The organism is Anaerotaenia torta, assembly GCF_050433395.1.
Classification (GTDB): Bacteria; Bacillota; Clostridia; order Lachnospirales; family Lachnospiraceae; genus Mobilitalea; species Mobilitalea torta.
In genome coordinates, this window is sequence record NZ_JBNPXH010000007.1 from 21,948 (window position 1) to 39,200 (window position 17,253).

Genomic DNA, 17,253 nt, shown 5'->3' on the forward strand with positions numbered 1-17,253 from the left:
TCAGCTCTCCAAATCTATGCGATAATCCCTTTACAAGAGTGAAAATTCATCCTGTTCTGGGATTTTGGACTTCGGACTCGTTTGGTTCAATTCTATTTTAACCACTGTCCTAATTCACTCTAATACACTTAAAGGAGTTGGACTAGAATGGTTCAAAAAGAACAGAGACAGCCGAGACGTACTGATAGGGAGGAATGGCTGGATCTCATACAGGATTGCCGCACCAGTGGAATGAGTGACAAGGATTGGTGTGATTTGCATCAAATCGGGCGTAGTAGCTTTTACTATCATATCCGACGATTTCGAAATAGCGCCTGTCCAATATCAGAAGCTTCGCATTCGGGATACCTACCAGATGGATCCATATGCCAATGCTCTTTATCTTTTCTGTGGGCATGATAGTCGGAAACTGAAGGATGAGTATTCCGGCTTACTTTGAGCCACCCTTCCGGTATGGCAGAGCCATTGTTCCGGGTATGGAGCCACTATTCCGGTAATTAGGAAACCATCATTCCGGTTGTGGAAATCACGATATCGGATTCATAGAAACTGTTACATAGATTCCTTTATACTGTAGATATGCACCCTTTGGTGTAAATACAGATGAAGGAGGTCATAATCATGACCAAATATCGCGAAATCATCAGACTAAAAAGTCTGAACTTCAGCGAACGAAACATTGCACTTAGCAAGCACAATAATCAGCAGTCATCGAAGGTTTTTAGAAATGCGTTAATCAAGAAGAATTATACTGAATATTCCGAAAAATTGACAGCGACATTATGGTATGCATGATAAGCATCGGGATTATAGATTGTATTTATCCTGAAAAAATTCTATAATAGTTGTATGTAGTGGTGTTCACTGCCAGAAGCTTGCTTGTAAATCATCCGAAGAATGGAAAGTGCATCCATATACAGCATTCGCCGGGCTATTCCTGTCTGCAGGAATCTCATAATACTCAATAAAGTGATATATCTAAATGTGTTAGTCAGCATTAACAATGCGGGTAAATCCTGTGTAAAATAATATTAACAACACCTAATACAAGGGAATCCCCAGAAAGGACAGGGCTAACAACAATGAAATCAAATCCTGAAATAATACACAAGGTAAAATCAGCCATGCTATGCATTCAGAGGTTTCAATGGGAGCAGGGCTGTGCGGCCCAGGCGATTTATGAATACGAAGGCCTGACGGAGGAGGTTATCCGGCTTTGTGAGGCAGCCGTGCTTCGCAGTGCCGAGGACGGCCGCCTTGGTGCTATGGAGAAGAATGAAGCAGTGAGCGACACGGCGGCTATTGGTGAGACCTTAATGGAAGCAGCGGTATTTACCGGGAATCCCCATCTGCAGCAGGCGGCGGACCGGCTTTACGAATATCTAAAGCTTCGGGCGCCCAGAACAGAGGACGGAGTATTATATCATTTTGACAGCGGTTGGGCAGAGAAGCAGCTTTGGGTGGATGCATATTATATGGTTCCACCCTTTTTATGCAGATATGGGGATGTGGCAGAGGCAATGAAGCAGATCAAAGGGTTCCGGCGTTACCTCTATCACGAAGACAAGCGGCTGCTGTCCCATATATGGGACGGTAAGAAGAAATGCTTTGGCCGTGAGGCCTTCTGGGGCGTGGGCAATGGCTGGGCCGTGGCGGGAATGACCCGGTTGATTGCCATGTTGAAGGACGAGCATCAGGAGGATAAGGAATACCTGATAGCTTATGTAAAACAGGTCTTGAGGGGATGCCTGCAGTATCAGCATGAGGACGGCTTTTTTAATGATGTTCTTGACGAACCGTCCTCATTTAAGGAGACCAATACAGGCCAGATGCTGGCCTATGCCATCTACCGGGGCGTCAAAGCCGGGTATTTAGAGGAAAGCTATCTTATATATGCAGATAAGGCCAGAGCCGCAGCCTATTCTATGGTGGACGAATACGGTTTCGTGCGGGAAGTCTGTGGCATGCCTCATTTTAACGCTCCGGGTGTGGCGGCGGAGGGGCAGGCCTTCTTCCTGTTGATGGAGGCGGCAGCCAGAGATTTTTACGGAGAGTGAGGATGATTGGAATGAAATTAATGATCGCATCGGATGTACACGGTTCTTCTTACTATTGCAGGCTTATGACGGAAGCCTTTCACAGGGAGAGGGCAGACAGGCTGCTTCTTCTTGGAGACCTTCTGTATCACGGCCCCCGCAATGATCTTCCCAGGGATTACGCTCCCAAGGAGGTAATTGCAATGTTGAACGGAATGAAGGATAAGATATTATGTGTAAGAGGGAATTGCGACACAGAGGTGGATCAAATGGTTCTGGAATTTCCAATTATGTCAGACTATGCACTGCTCTGGATTGACGGCCACAGAATCTATGCCACCCATGGGCATAAATATAATGATGACAACCTGCCGCCCCTGCAGGAGGGGGATATCCTGCTGTATGGGCACACCCACGTGCCGAGATGTGCAAAACATCCGTTGCCGGCAGAGCAGCCATTGCCGGCAGCCTATCTGCTGCAGTCAGCGGATAAGGGGTATCTATCCATGAACCCAGGTTCTGTTTCCATACCGAAAGAGAACAGTGCCAATTCCTATATGATAATGGAGGGGAGGGAATTTATCTGGAAAGAGCTTGAAAATGGAAAAGAGTTTCTGCATTATGGCAGATGAGACCTCCGTTTTCAAATGCCGCTGAGTTGCTGAGCCGCATGAAGGCAGTTATAGAGGGAAGTCAGGAAAACAAGTATATTAGGTTGGGGGAAATGATTATGAAGAAGGTTATTAGCTTTGTGCTGCTATTCAGTGTATTGGTTTCATTAATTCCGGCTGATACAGCCAAAGCAGCAAAGATCCCTAAGTTTAAACTGGGAGGCTATACGATTACAACGAAGGACACGGTTTATGAATCAAAGCGTGTTAAGCTTTGTGTTGAAAAGGATGTTTATGTTCCTGATACAGCATTAGAAGACGTAGAAAATATCATGAGTATCATCGAAAAAGAAACCAAATTATCCTTTTATCCAAAGGGGAATGAGGCAAAGGTAATTGTTAATGTTAAAAGAAACGGTTACAAGGTAGGTGTTGAGTTAACCTCGGCGCAAGGGGGCTATGATGGAGCAACAAGTTCACCCGGCGATCTCCTGTTGCGTGCGGGAGAAACCTATGCATTAGTCCACGAACTGCTTCACTGCATTCAATTCCGGAATAGCAACTCGGTAAGGTTGTCCACCTTTATGACGGAAGGCTTCACGACCTATCTTTCCATGAAAATATTAGATGAGAAAAAATCAGTCTTTTGTTATAGCAGCGTGGGTTTTAATATGCAGACTATGGCAATAGAGCCTAACAAAAAGAATGTGGAAGATTTATTGAAAAAAGTAGATGAATGGGAGAACTATCTATTAGGATACCGGTTTTATTACTACCTTCATACACAGGTATCCAAAACTGAATATAAAAATATTATGAAGAAGGCGGGTGCCGGTTATAGCAAAGGAACCCAGCTGAGCGTCAATGACACAATAAAGTTTGTGAAAGGCTTATATGGAAAGGATGTCTTTACAAAGTTTGGAGCCTGGTATGAAAAAGAGAAGGATAATATCATTCCCAGTTATTATGTATCAGACTATACCAAATATAAAACCATAGAAAATTATCCGATACTGGGACCATACTCCTCCTTCTACTATTATATTAATTGTATTTATAAAGATTCTATTGTATTTGATCTTCGTAAAGGTTTCGAGTATTTACAAAGCTATATTAAAAAGAAACCAACCGGCATCTATGGAACGTTATACCTGGAAGGGCAGGCAACAGTTGAATTTTGTGATGAAAATGGTGTATGCATGAAAAAGTATGATAATATATATGAGAACATTACGGTCAGTGCCCTGGGTGCAAGTATCATTCGTATAACAGGAGACGGACAGCGTGTTGATTTTAACTTTGATTATGATAAAATGGTTAAATAGCATGAAATAACAGAGGCTTAAGATATCAATATCAAGTACCGCGAAAGATGATTCTGGATGTGGAACCGGCACATCATGAACATCCTGCTGCGGATCAGATCTATGCGGAGGTACGGGAACCGGATCCGCGGATCAGCAGGGGGACTGTCTACCGGAACCTGAAGCGGTTGGCGGATAATGGTGAGATACAGCCGGTTAAGATGGTGAACGGGGAACGGCTTGACTACCGTCAGGATCTGCATTATTATCTGCTATGCACAAGCTGCGGCAGGCTGCTGGATGCACCGGTGCCGTATCAGAGCAGGCTGGATGAGATGCTTTCCAAGGAGACGGGGATTTATATTGAGCAGCACCGTACGGTATTCGAGGGGCTTTGCCCCGCTCACGACTATGATGGGCATAGTCATTTTTGATTGTATTTATCTTAAAATGATTCTATAATAGTTGTATAAGGTATATCAGAAGTGTTTCGTGTCGAAAGTGTGCTCAATCATACATCATACAATGAAGCAGGAATGGCTTTATATGATTGATAAAAGTCATAGGCTTCGCTCCATGCCAATTCGGGTGTTTGCGCCCAACCGCAGCATTCGTTAAGCCAGTCTTGTCCGCAGGAACCCCATAATATCCAATAGCAGGGCTTCTTTAGCTGTGTTGGGTGGGCTGCGGTAATGAGTATTTCGATTTTGTAGGATTTGTTATTTTGATTCATTCTTTCCTCCAGACTGCCGCTTCACGGTACCAAGCATCCTTATACTATTATTAACGTTATGCGGAGGTAATAAACAATATGATTGTTGAAAGATATCAAAGTGATTTATTATCATTAGAAGAGATTGCAAGACATCAGGGGAATAAGATTAATCTATCCATTCTTTTTATCACAATTAAGTGTACGGAAGAGGAGAAGCAGGAGATTATTGATTATTTTCTGAAAAGAGAGATTGAGATCATCAATGAGGATGTGGAACCGGACAGCGATGAGGATGCCGGACAGATAACCATCGATAGCAGAGTGAATCCCTTTGATCCCTCCAAGATTGACATTAAGATGGATAAGATGGTGGTAGAGTCAATCATCAAGAGGATTAAAAATAATGAGCTGGAATTTGATTCTTCTTTTCAGCGAAAAGCCGGTCTCTGGACGAAAACCCAGAAAAGCCAGTTGATTGAATCCATCCTGTTAAGAATACCGCTTCCGGCATTTTACTTTGATGCTTCGGATGATGATAAATGGCTGATTATTGATGGACTTCAGCGCATTAGTACGATTAAGGAATATGTGGTTGATGAGTCCTTTGCTTTGACCGGACTGGAGTTTTTGTACGATTTGAATGGGTTGAAATTCTCGAAGCTGCCCCGTGCTTTGCAGCGGAGAATTGAAGAGACTAATATTAATGCATATTTGGTGAATCCGGCGACCCCTAAGAATGTTAAGTTCAATATTTTTAAGCGGATCAACACGGGCGGGTTGATTTTGGAGCCTCAGGAGATAAGGAATGCGCTGTATCAGGGACAGGCTACTGAGTTTATCTGTACGCTTGCCCGAAACGAGAAGTTCATTCGGGCGACGGACGGTAGTATTAAAACGGACCGGATGCTGGACCGGGAGTTTTGCCTGCGCTATGTGTCTTTTACCCAGCTTCCGTTGGATACCTATAATGGTTTTTTGGATGAATTTTTGAATCAGGGGATGGATTATCTATCCAAGGCATCCGCCAATGATTTGGAACAGATTCAGAATCGGTTTGCGGAAGTGATGGACGCTTCTTATAATATATTTGGAAAAAATGCATTTCGTAAAATTTATGATGACGGAAGACGAAGACCAATTAATAAGGCGTTATTTGAAGGCTGGTCCCATGTGATTTATCACATGGAACGCGGGGATATCAACCTGCTGATCGAGAGGCGGGAGGAAGTGGTGGATCTGTTTATAAAGCGGTGTGATGACTATTATTTTCAGAATGCGCTGCGAGCGTCCGATAAGAAATCGGTGAATGACCGGATTAGAATACTGAAAACCATGGCAGAAAGGGTGTTACATAAGGAGGTGAAGGGGCATGCTTAGAAGGCTGAAGTTATCTAATTTCAAGTGTTTCGAAGAATTGGATCTGGAGCTTTCGAATCTGAATGTATTAGCCGGCATTAACAGTATGGGGAAATCCAGTGTGGTTCAGGCATTGCTTTTGCTGAGGCAGTCCTATGACATGGGCGCCATTACCAAGGGAATACATTTGAATGGGGAAGCGGTCAGGATAGGAACCGGCTTTGACCTGTTATACAGAAATAGCAGCCAGGACAGGGTTGGGATCGAGATTGACAGCGATGATGCCTCCTATCATTGTGATTATCAGTATGAGAAGGAATCTGATTTTCAGAAAATCCACTCTGATTATACGACTTGGAAGACCTTTCAAAGCATCAACCTCTTTTTCTCAACGTTTTCTTATGTTTCAGCAGAGCGGATTGGTCCGAAGTCATTTTATGAAAAATCCTATCATCAAATATATGAGAAAAACCAGGTTGGCTATAGAGGGGAATTATTTGCGGATTACATAGCGGAGAGAGGATTTACCGATCGGATTGAGAATCGCCGGGTTCTGCATCCGGGAACCGACAGCTCCTTTTTGATCTACCAGCTGGAGGCGTGGATGTCGGAGATTAGTCCGGGGGTGCATATTAACCCTAAGAAATACATGGATGCCGGTATCGTAGGCATTGGGTATAATGTTTCGGAATACGAATTCACCCCCCTTAATGTGGGCTTTGGAATCAGTTATGCAGCTCCGGTTATTATCAGCCTGTTGAAAGCAAAATCCGGCGATCTGGTTATTTTGGAGAATCCGGAAGCGCATCTGCATCCGAAGGGACAGCGTATCATGGGTGAATTGATAGCAAAAGCCTGTTCCGGCGGTGTTCAGGTGATTGTAGAAACACATAGTGATCATCTGCTCAACGGAATCCGGCTGTCCGTGAAGAACCGTGTAATTGACAGGAATCTGGTACGCCTGAATTATTTCTATCAGACAGAGGAGGCGATGATGCCGCGGCATAGAAAATCTTCTCCTGCGATTCTGGAGGATGGAAGTCTTTCTGATTGGCCGGAAGGCTTTTTTGACGAATGGGATAAGACAATTGATGCACTGTTTTAACGGAGGTAATCATGTATCTGGCATTCAACGAGCTTTGCATTCATGAGGAGATTAGGAGGACGGGGGATATTCCCGGGGCAAGACAGAGGATGAATGAATTTATTCAACTTCTGCATCGGCTTAAAACCGGAAAGGTCTGTGACGGGCTGGTTTGTACTCACGACATTCATGCCTTCCGCTTTTGTGCGGGATATGGTGTGGCAGAATGGCTTAAGGACCCCCAGGTGGACAGAACGTATCAGCAGTTTTTCAGAACCCTTTACAGTAAGAATTGCTCCTATATTGATGCCGCGGATTTTGAGGGGGAGTTCCGTACGGAAATTGACGGAAAAGACTATGGGGGCGCAGGTAATACCTATGCGGCTGAAACGGAGAGGATAACGGTAAGTATCCTAACCAATCCGTATTTTCAGCAAAAGGATCTTTGGGGACGATATCTCAAAATAGAGGATGCTTCGGAGATAACAGAAACACAGATGTCCATAAGGAACCTGTCTGCCGGAATGAGTGTCGGCGAGATGGAAGGTGACATCAGAAGGTCATGTTTTGAACATATATCATCCGGGCAGGATCTATGGGAACAGAGAGAGGTCTTGTTTCCCAATCTGATCTTTTGTGAAAATGTGAAGGATCAGTTATATAAGGACCCGGAGAAGTTCCATATTCTTCAGATTATGGATAGACTGCAAAGGGTACAGGAATACTTTCAATGCTATGACGGCGTGTATAACCGGAAAGATCTGGGAATGTATGCTCATTCGGAATCAGAGACTGTCAGAATGAATGAGCAGCTGAGAAGGATGAGACTATTTCAAAAGCCGGACGGTGGGACAGAATATTTTTTTGAACATATCAGGTTTTCCGGCAAGTTTTCGGGAGGCAGAATCTATCTGCTGCCGGACGATGCGGCCAGGAAATGCTATATTGGTTATATTGGCCGTCATCTGCCGACCAAATTATTTTGATGGGAGTAATGAGGATTGGGAATGAAAATGATAAGATCATGTATTTCTGCAAGGAACAAGGGAGGGCGCAGACAATGACACTTTCAAGAGAAGATGGACAGTTGTACTATAAACTCTGGCTGCCATTATTGGACTATGTAAACAAAATATATAATATCAATAGCAAAATAAAGAGAATGGCTGACGAAGAGAGCTTGAATCCGAATGAAGTGAAAGAAATTGCTGATAAAATGTGGGATGATGTGTCTGTTATAGATGGTTATTTGGAGAAGTGTTCAGGTGCGCTGGAGGACGAGCATGTAGATATCATAAGAAGCTGGAAACGTAGAATCCGGGGACAGTTTGTACTGGAACGGAATCTTAAGAAGGGTTCTATTTTTATCTCAATGGATAATCAACGGGTCTATCAGGTATGCGGGATTATATCAAGTTGGGAAGAGATGTTCCCCTATGCACCCTTGCCGATTATGATGGAGGCAACGTTTATACCATTCAAGGATACAATCATCTCAGATGGCCTGGTTATGCCGTATAATGTGGTGATAGGTCATAACATGGCGGGACAATTGAAGGATATCTATACGGTTGCAAAGAAAAGCGGGATGTTATATAGAACTCTGTAATAGGAGTGATTGAAACTTAAGTCTGTGACCAGGAAAATATTGGAGGGAACAGCCACTGAACGGCGGCTCCTGCTAGGATATTAGGATATTAAACTGCTAAGACAAAAATTCTCACTGTGCTGAGACTTTTTGTGTTGGCAGTTTGGCTTTTGTTGATGTTTTAAAATCAAAGATAGGGTGTCGGGGTCGGCACCAGAAGCAGATTTGAACACACTACATGAAATTGAAAAAATCAAATTTTAATTCATATTTTATACAAAAATTAAAAAAGCTTGATAAATAAATACGATAATTCCGAAAATATGGTTGATTTTTATGAAATATCGGGTATACTATAGGTAGAAGCAGATTAGCTTGGAGGTAAATATATGTTATTGATGTTTAAGGTGAAAAACTACACATCGTTTAAAAATGAAGCTATCTTGGATATGAGGGCAACTGCTTATGTGCAGCACCCTTCCCATGTTATACCTATTAATGATAAACTCGGCTTGCTCAAGACAACCGCTGTTTATGGAGCAAATGCTTCCGGTAAATCCAATTTGATCTCAGCAATGTTCTTTTTTGAACAGTATATCTTTTTACAATTTATTAACAAAAAAGAAAACGAAGGTTTTGAGTCCTCAGAGAATCAGATGAAAATTAAACTGGAGCCTTTTATGCTCTCGGAGCATAATAATGATGCTTCGGAGTTTGATATCATTTTTGTTCGTGGTGATAAGCAGATACAGTATGGTTTTGAATGTACATCAAAAGAGGTTTTGAATGAGTGGCTCTTCATTGATGATAAAAAGGTATTTGAGAGGACCGGTACAGAACTCTCCTTTGGCAGTAAATATCAAAAGATGCTGGGGGTTTATAAGAAGTTACCTGCTGAAAGATTATATATTGCCGTATTGGAATATTTCCTTGATGATGAAGTGAAAGAAATTATATTAGGAGACTTTATTTCTTTCTTCTATGAAGAATATAATGTTTTTTCAGAGATCCTCTTTGAATCCACAGTGAAACGATTAGCAGGTTCTATTATGCTTAACAAAAAGTTGGTAAGCAATAAGACATACCGCCAGAAAGTTGAGAATTATCTGCGTATGATTGATGTTGGTATTAAGCGTCTTGATGTGCAGACAGAAATTGTATTAAATGAACGGACTGGAAAGAAAAAGAAGGAGAAGGTTGTTCGTACTGTTCACAATATTTATGATGAAAGCGGAAATGTAACCGGAGAGAAGTTGTTTGACTTACAACAGGAGTCTACTGGTACACTGCGTTTTCTTGCTTATGTTCAAAACATTATTGAGATGATTGAGGATGGCGGTGTGTTTATTGTAGATGAAATGTCTGCAAGGCTTCACCCTCTTCTGACCAAGCTGATTGTGGATATTTTCAGCTCCAGCCAGAATAAAAAGGCACAGCTTATTTTTACAACGCACGATATTTCCTTACTGAATTACAATCAGTTTCGTCGTGACGAAATTATTTTTGTAGATAAAAATGAGCGAGGCGAGTCTACACTTTATGCTCTTTCTGATTTGAAAGTACGTGAGGATGCTACGTTTAGCAAGGACTATCTGCAAGGAAAGTATGGTGCGATCCCCATCTTTAATTACGATGAAATTATAGGTGGTGAAGTGGATGGGTAGAACAATACTATCTCCACAGCGCCGTGCGGAGATTCAAAAAATCAATATCGGCCGCATCATTATTTTTTGTGAGGGTAAGACTGAAAAATACTACTTTGATTATTTTGCGGAAATTATCAATAAAAATAAATATACTGATGTTGAGGTGGTATTGGAAACGGCAAATGGTAATGCTCAAACCGTTTTGAATTTTGCTAATGATTTTTTTATAGATGAAGAAAATGGCCGGAAATTCAGTATCTATGGCAAGTATCTTGCATTTGATTGTGATGATCCTCCAAATATTCAGTCCGTGGTGCTAGCTTCTAAGGATTATGAGTTGCTGATTTCAAATTATCTGTTTGAAACATGGCTTTTGATGCATTTTGAAGAAGTGGATTCAACGCTTACCAAGCGCCAAATCTATCGCCGCTTATCAGAGCATTTAAATAGCACTTATTCAAAAGGCCATAGAGGCAAAACTCGCGAGATTATCCAAAATGGTGAGATAGAAAAGGCAATTGATAATGCTAAAGCTCTGGAATTCCAATATGAAGATCAGGGCAAAACATTGTCTGCTAATATTAAGGAAATGAACCCGTATACAAGTGTCTATAAGTTGATTGAGCAGTTTATGATGGAAATTTCATAAAATATTCAGGTTGTTTTGCAGCAGATTATATGGAGAATAGCACCAATTCCTATATAATAGTAGAAGGGAAGAAATTTATGTGGAGGCGCTTGAAAATGGAAAAGAATTTCTGAATAACGGATGAAAAGGAGACCTGCGCTCATGAAATACAGCGCAGGTCTTTTTTTCATTAAGGTAATTAAATTAATACATACTCCTCATCTGAAGCACTCTCATATTATGATAGAGAGCAGACTTAAGTAAGAGCCTTGCCTATGGTATACACGCAGTTAATAGCTTCATCCATTAACAAAGGGCGTGCAGGGGAGATTAGAAAATGTCAATGTTTGAGAACAAAACACTGTTGATTACTGGCGGAACGGGTTCTTTTGGAAATGCGGTATTAGACCGCTTCCTGAATACAGATATAGGTGAAATCCGTGTTTTTTCCCGTGATGAGAAAAAACAGGATGATATGCGTCATGAGTTTCAGACGAAAATGCCTGATATGGCTGGAAAAGTTAAGTTTTTTATTGGAGATGTAAGAGACATGCAATCGGTGAAAAACGCCGTGCATGGCGTTGACTATATATTTCATGCGGCGGCATTAAAACAAGTTCCATCCTGCGAATTCTTCCCTATGGAGGCTGTTAAAACAAACGTAATGGGGACAGAGAATGTACTGACTGCTGCAATTGGCGAGGGTGTGAAGAGCGTGATATGCTTATCGACAGATAAAGCGGCATATCCTGTTAATGCCATGGGAATTTCTAAGGCATTAGGGGAACGTGTGGCAGTTGCGAAAGCGAGGACAACGGAAACCACAAAAATTTGCTGCACCAGATATGGAAATGTAATGTGCTCCCGCGGCTCAGTTATTCCGCTTTGGATTGAACAGATGAAAGCAGGCAGTACCATTACAATTACTGAGCCTGCCATGACCAGGTTTATAATGTCTTTGGATGAAGCGGTTGATCTCGTCCTTTTTGCCTTTGAATATGGGGTCTGCGGAGATATTCTTGTTCAAAAAGCGCCTGCGTGTACAATCAAGACTTTGGCGCAGGCGGTAACTGGATTGTTTGCTCCGGAGCATGAAATTAAAGTGATTGGTATCCGCCATGGTGAGAAAATGTATGAGACCTTGCTGACCAATGAAGAATGCGCCAGCGCAATTGATTTAGGTGATTTTTATAGAGTGCCTTGCGATAGCCGTGATTTGAATTACGATAAGTATTTTAAGGACGGAGATATCGAAAGAAATATTCTGTCAGAATTCAATAGTAATAACACCAGGCTTCTTACCGTAGATGAGGTAAAAGAAAAACTGCTGTCCTTGCAATATATTCGAAAGGAACTTGATAATTGGGAGCAGGAAGCTGCCAGTAATAGAAATTAAGGAGTAACGGGATGAGAAAACATAACTCCAGCGTATGGAATAAGACAATATTGGTCACTGGTGCAGCAGGTTTTGTCGGGAAGAATCTGGTTGCATCCTTAAAAAACATACAGCAGAATAAGGATAAAACGAGACCCAATCTTAAGATTAATGAGATATATGAGTACGATATCAACACAGATCCGGCGTTATTGGAGGTGTATTGCAGGAAAGCAGACTTTGTGTTCCATCTGGCTGGTGTGAATCGTCCCAAGAACAACGATGAATTCATGGCGGGCAACTTCGGTTTCGCATCCACTTTACTGGACACACTGAAGGCTCACAATAACACCGCACCGGTGATGCTGAGTTCATCAATCCAGGCAACGCTGCTGGGCCGCTATGCAGGATCTGACTACGGAAAGTCCAAGCTGGCTGGCGAAGAACTGTTCTTTGATTATGGTAAAACCACAGGAGCGAAGGTTATGGTTTATCGTTTTCCGAATCTATTTGGGAAGTGGTGCCGTCCAAATTATAACTCTGCGATTGCAACCTTCTGTAACAATATCGCCAATGATCTGCCGATCACAGTGAATGACCCATCGACAGAGCTAGAGCTTCTTTATATTGATGATCTGGTGATCGAGATGTTGGATGCCCTGGAGGGTAAGGAGCATCACTGTGAGTTTGATGGAGTGGATGCGGTAGGACAGACAGATGGACGTTACTGCTATGTGCCGGCTACACATAAGGTAACACTGGGTGAGATTGTAGGGTTATTGAATTCCTTTAAGGTGCAGCCGGATACGCTCCTTATGCCGGAGCTTCCGAAGAACTCCTTTACCAAGAAGCTGTATGCCACATACCTTTCCTATCTGCCGGAAAGCAAGATAAAATTTGCGTTGAAGATGAACTGCGATGACAGAGGCAGCTTCACGGAATTATTAAAAACGGCGAATTGCGGTCAGTTTTCCGTAAATATCAGCAGGCCCGGTATTACGAACGGGCAGCACTGGCATCATAGCAAATGGGAGCTTTTCATTGTGGTGTCCGGTTATGGGCTGATTCAGGAGAGGAGGATTGGCACGGATGAAGTATTGAGCTTTGAGGTGTCCGGAGATAAGATGGAAGCAATTCATATGCTGCCGGGATACACGCACAGTATCAGCAACCTGTCTGAAACAGAGAATTTGGTGACGGTGATGTGGAGCAATGAGCAGTTTGATCCGGCGCATCCGGATACATTTTTTGAGGTGGTGGAGGAGAAGTGATGTCAGAAACACGTATCAAAACAGACTATAGCGATATACATTTTAAGGAGAACGGAAAACTGAAACTTCTTATTATCGTTGGCACCCGCCCGGAGATTATCCGTCTTGGAGCAGTTATCAAAAAGTGCCGAACCTATTTTGATACCATTCTTGCCCACACAGGCCAGAACTACGATTATAATCTAAATGGCGTGTTTTTCCGGGATCTGAAGCTGGACAGTCCGGAAGTGTATATGGATGCGGTTGGGGATGATCTTGGGGCAACGGTTGGAAATATCATAAACTGTTCCTATAAGTTAATGGCAGGTATTAAGCCGGATGCGCTTTTAATCCTCGGTGATACCAATTCCTGCTTATCAGCAATTGCAGCAAAGCGTCTGAAAATCCCGATTTTCCACATGGAAGCCGGAAACCGCTGTAAGGATGAGTGCTTGCCGGAAGAGACAAACCGCCGTATTGTGGACATCATTTCCGATGTAAACCTTGCTTATTCTGAACATGCCAGAAAATATCTGCATGAGTGCGGGCTGCCGAAGGAACGTGTTTATGTAACAGGTTCTCCCATGGCGGAAGTGCTGCATCAGAACCTGGCTGAGATAGAGAACTCTAATATTCTGGAGACGCTGGGCTTAAAGCCGCATAAATATATTTTGCTTTCTGCACACCGTGAAGAAAATATTGATATAGAGAGAAACTTCTTATCTTTATTTCATGCAATTAATAAGATGGCAGAGAAATATGATATGCCAGTTTTATATTCCTGCCATCCAAGAAGCCGTAAGAGACTGGAAGTATCCGGTTTTCCGCTGGATAAGCGTGTCATCCGGCATGAACCGCTGGGATTCCATGATTATAATCATCTGCAGATGAACGCTTTTGCAGTTATATCTGATTCTGGAACACTGCCGGAGGAGTCAAGTTTCTTTACCTCCGTTGGACATTCATTCCCGGCTGTGTGCATACGTACCAGCACAGAACGCCCGGAAGCACTGGACAAAGCTTGCTTTATTCTGTCGGGCATTGACGAGAAGCCGTTATTGCAGGCAGTGGATATGGCAGTTACTATGAATCTGGAAGGTGACGATGGTATCCCTGTTCCGGATTATGTGGAGGAGAACGTAAGCGCTAAAGTCGTGAAGATTATTCAGTCCTATACCGGAATAATTGACAAAATGGTGTGGAGAAAAGGATAGAAATTCTATAATAGAAAACGCTATAAATCGGTTACAGTCAAAAGAACATCCAATATATACTATATCTTACCGTTCATTCTTACTATACCCCCATTTTGAATAAACCATAAATAAAATGCTAATAAAACGTTAATAATATTCAAGTTAATTATACTTGAATTCAAGTAAATTTGACAATATGATAAGAATATAAGGTTAGAGTATAAGAGATAGATGGAGGAGAGATTATGAGAAAGGAAATTCATTTTAAAGCAATATCAATTCTGCTGATATTTATGCTGACGCTGTCTATATTAAGCGGATGCCAGAATAATTCAAACGGCGGTAAGAGCGGACAAGCCAGAACCTATACCTTTGCTACATGGGCTGCCGGTGAAGAACTCAAAGATTTCCAGGAAATTATTGACCGTGTGAACCTGCAGGCGGACGGAGCATATAAGGTTGAGGTTTTAAGCTTTCCTTCGGATTATTATATAAAGCTTTCTACTAAAATAGCAGGGAAAAAGGTGCCGGATTTCTTCTGGCTTACCCAGGAGTTAATTGCAAAGTATGCGGAGCTTGGCGCAATCGCTGACTTGACGGATCAATTGAATGCCAGTGAGAAATTAAAGCCGGATACTTTTTATCCGGGTGTGCTGGCAGCAGCAACTTATAAGGACAAGTATTATGGGATACCATGGATTGCCAACCCGCTGATGGTTTATTATAACCAGGATTTATTCGAAGAGGCCGGTATTGCATTCCCGGATCCTTTGGGGGGTTGGACCTGGGATGATTTCTTACAGATTGCAAAACAGCTTACGGTGCAAAAAACCGATTCCCAGGGAAATGCTTACCAGCAGTATGGTTATATTGTGGATGGCTGGCCGAATATTGAAACCTTCTTCTGGGCAGGCGGCGGTGATATTATTTCAGACGATGGCAATGAGATATTGATGGATACACCGCAATCGCTGGAAGGATTAAATATACTTCATGAAATTCTTATCAGTAAGGTGACACCGCAGTACAGTAAGGTCTCCAGTCTCGGATCGAATAATGTATGGTTCGAGAAGCAAAGAGCGGCCATGTTTATGGGGGGTATTCAGGATAATTTTGAAGAGAAGATAAGTAATCTTCCCCAGGAGGAGCAATTTAAGATTGGTTACGCTCCTATGCCTGTTTGCGCGGACGGCAGGGCCAGCGGTTTTGACTGGACAGCTTCCACTGTGGTCAGCTCTAAACTGCAGGGGGATTCCCAGGCTTACCAGGTGCTGGAAGCAATCACTGAGGAATTCTTCCAATGGAAGATAGCATCCCCGATTATGGGAACCGTGGATCAGGTGGCGGTGATTGATCCTCTGAAGGCACCCGCCCTTCCTACCATTGAAGTGTGTCTGAAGAATGCCAGATCAGCCAATTATATTTCAAAATGGAATGAGATAAATGACATGCTTTGGTATCAGTTGTATAATCCGCTGCTCAGTGATCCGGAGAATTTTGATTATATAACGGCAGCAAAGAATATTGCGGAGAAAAGCCGCCAGTTAATTACTGCCAAAGAATAGCCGAAAGGAAGTAGCAGGATGATAAGCAATAAAAAGAAAAACAAAGATTCCATAGGGTTTGTTTTTGTACTTCCCTGGGTAATCGGCTTCATTGTTTTTACGGTAATCCCAATGATAGCAGCGGTTTATATATCCATGACGGATTGGAGTATATTGGGCAATTCTAAATTCATTGGTTTTGAAAACTATCTTGCTATTTTTCGGGATGAAAAGTTTTATAAAGCCCTTGCGGTTACCGTTCGGTATGCGGTCTTTGCAATACCGTTGACCATTATGACCGCCTTGCTGGTTGCGGTATGCTTGAATTTCCAGAGCAAAGCAATCGGAGTGTTCCGGGTGATATTTTATATGCCCTCCATTGTTTCCGGTGTTGCTGTTGCCATTGTATTCAAATGGATTTTAGATCCGGGATATGGCCTGATTAATTCTCTGCTGGCGGCGCTGGGGATTCACGGACCGGACTGGCTTTTTGATCCCAGTTGGGTGCTGCCCTCGTATCTGATTATGGCTTTATGGGGTGCAAGCTCCGGTTACCTTACCTATCTGGCGGCGCTGAAGGATGTTCCAAAGGAATTATATGAATCTGCCAAGCTGGAAGGAGCAAGCTTTCTAAAGAGAACTGCCAAGATTACCGTGCCTTTGATTTCTCCCATCATCTTCTACAACATGGTAATGGGAATCATTGCGGCTTTCCGTAAATTTTCAGATGCCTATATCATGGGAGGAGCCGGGGAAGAGGGTAGTTTTTATATGGTGTACCTATATAACAGGGCCTTTTCTTATTATGATATGGGTTATGCGACAGCACTTGCCTGGATTTTATTTGCCATTATTTTGACGTTGACGGCAATTATCAATATCACTAAGAAATTTTGGGTCTATAATGAGGAGGATTAAGC

16 protein-coding genes and 1 pseudogene are annotated in these 17,253 nt (G+C 42.5%); 16 read left to right on the forward strand and 1 reads right to left on the reverse strand.

Going from position 1 to position 17,253, the window contains the following annotated elements; translation table 11 throughout:
- The first annotated feature begins 147 nt into the window (after window positions 1-147).
- From tnpA to HNQ56_RS12530, 5 genes and pseudogenes are all read left to right on the forward strand, one after another.
- The gene (gene tnpA / locus HNQ56_RS12510) at window positions 148-399 is read left to right on the forward strand and encodes an IS66 family insertion sequence element accessory protein TnpA (RefSeq protein ID WP_429146511.1); all 252 of its coding nucleotides are present in this window, start codon (window positions 148-150) and stop codon (window positions 397-399) included.
- Between the two features lie 683 nt (window positions 400-1,082).
- A complete protein-coding gene (locus HNQ56_RS12515; RefSeq protein ID WP_429146513.1) occupies window positions 1,083-2,057 on the forward strand; it encodes a glycoside hydrolase family 88 protein in 975 nt (324 codons plus the stop codon).
- A gap of 11 nt (window positions 2,058-2,068) precedes the next feature.
- Window positions 2,069-2,668 (forward strand): phosphodiesterase, encoded by a 600-nt coding sequence (gene yfcE, locus HNQ56_RS12520; RefSeq protein ID WP_429146516.1) that lies wholly within the window; start codon window positions 2,069-2,071, stop codon window positions 2,666-2,668.
- A 98-nt stretch (window positions 2,669-2,766) separates the two neighbouring features.
- Window positions 2,767-3,972, forward strand: a complete 1,206-nt coding sequence (locus tag HNQ56_RS12525; RefSeq protein WP_429146519.1) for a hypothetical protein — start codon at window positions 2,767-2,769, stop codon at window positions 3,970-3,972.
- Window positions 3,973-4,013: 41 nt separating this feature from the next.
- A pseudogene (locus HNQ56_RS12530) lies at window positions 4,014-4,385 on the forward strand (Fur family transcriptional regulator); the annotation flags it as partial.
- Window positions 4,386-4,462: 77 nt separating this feature from the next.
- On the opposite strand, the gene HNQ56_RS12535 reads toward HNQ56_RS12530, so the two are convergent.
- Window positions 4,463-4,684 carry a hypothetical protein gene (locus HNQ56_RS12535; protein WP_429146522.1) on the reverse strand — a complete coding sequence of 74 codons (222 nt, stop codon included), beginning with the start codon at window positions 4,682-4,684 and terminating at the stop codon, window positions 4,463-4,465.
- 78 nt (window positions 4,685-4,762) lie between these two features.
- Here HNQ56_RS12535 and HNQ56_RS12540 point away from each other — a divergent pair, with 78 nt between their 5' ends.
- The 11 genes from HNQ56_RS12540 to HNQ56_RS12590 all read left to right on the forward strand — a co-directional run bounded on the left by HNQ56_RS12540 (window position 4,763) and on the right by HNQ56_RS12590 (window position 17,251).
- A complete protein-coding gene (locus HNQ56_RS12540) occupies window positions 4,763-6,043 on the forward strand; it encodes a DUF262 domain-containing protein (protein WP_429146525.1) in 1,281 nt (426 codons plus the stop codon).
- Entirely contained in the window at window positions 6,036-7,127 is a 1,092-nt protein-coding gene (locus HNQ56_RS12545) for an AAA family ATPase (RefSeq protein ID WP_429146528.1), read from the forward strand. Before HNQ56_RS12540 ends, HNQ56_RS12545 begins: the two co-directional genes overlap by 8 nt.
- Before the next feature lie 11 nt (window positions 7,128-7,138).
- Window positions 7,139-8,092: a hypothetical protein gene (locus tag HNQ56_RS12550; protein WP_429146531.1), complete on the forward strand. Its 954-nt coding sequence runs from the start codon at window positions 7,139-7,141 to the stop codon at window positions 8,090-8,092.
- Between the two features lie 74 nt (window positions 8,093-8,166).
- Window positions 8,167-8,715, forward strand: coding sequence for a hypothetical protein (locus tag HNQ56_RS12555; RefSeq protein WP_429146533.1), 549 nt, complete (start codon window positions 8,167-8,169; stop codon window positions 8,713-8,715).
- A 368-nt stretch (window positions 8,716-9,083) separates the two neighbouring features.
- Window positions 9,084-10,358: an AAA family ATPase gene (locus tag HNQ56_RS12560; protein ID WP_429146536.1), complete on the forward strand. Its 1,275-nt coding sequence runs from the start codon at window positions 9,084-9,086 to the stop codon at window positions 10,356-10,358.
- On the forward strand, window positions 10,351-10,989 hold the full coding sequence (locus tag HNQ56_RS12565) for an RloB family protein (protein ID WP_429146538.1): 639 nt from the start codon (window positions 10,351-10,353) through the stop codon (window positions 10,987-10,989). The genes HNQ56_RS12560 and HNQ56_RS12565 overlap by 8 nt, the downstream gene beginning before the upstream one ends.
- A 316-nt stretch (window positions 10,990-11,305) precedes the next feature.
- Entirely contained in the window at window positions 11,306-12,364 is a 1,059-nt protein-coding gene (locus tag HNQ56_RS12570) for a polysaccharide biosynthesis protein (RefSeq protein WP_429146541.1), read from the forward strand.
- Window positions 12,365-12,375: 11 nt separating this feature from the next.
- The gene (locus HNQ56_RS12575; RefSeq protein ID WP_429146544.1) at window positions 12,376-13,614 is read left to right on the forward strand and encodes a polysaccharide biosynthesis C-terminal domain-containing protein; all 1,239 of its coding nucleotides are present in this window, start codon (window positions 12,376-12,378) and stop codon (window positions 13,612-13,614) included.
- On the forward strand, window positions 13,614-14,807 hold the full coding sequence (locus tag HNQ56_RS12580; RefSeq protein WP_429146547.1) for a UDP-N-acetyl glucosamine 2-epimerase: 1,194 nt from the start codon (window positions 13,614-13,616) through the stop codon (window positions 14,805-14,807). Before HNQ56_RS12575 ends, HNQ56_RS12580 begins: the two co-directional genes overlap by 1 nt.
- Window positions 14,808-15,034: 227 nt before the next feature.
- Window positions 15,035-16,354 carry an ABC transporter substrate-binding protein gene (locus HNQ56_RS12585; RefSeq protein WP_429146550.1) on the forward strand — a complete coding sequence of 440 codons (1,320 nt, stop codon included), beginning with the start codon at window positions 15,035-15,037 and terminating at the stop codon, window positions 16,352-16,354.
- Between the two features lie 18 nt (window positions 16,355-16,372).
- Window positions 16,373-17,251 carry a carbohydrate ABC transporter permease gene (locus HNQ56_RS12590; protein WP_429146553.1) on the forward strand — a complete coding sequence of 293 codons (879 nt, stop codon included), beginning with the start codon at window positions 16,373-16,375 and terminating at the stop codon, window positions 17,249-17,251.
- The last annotated feature ends 2 nt before the right edge of the window (window positions 17,252-17,253 follow it).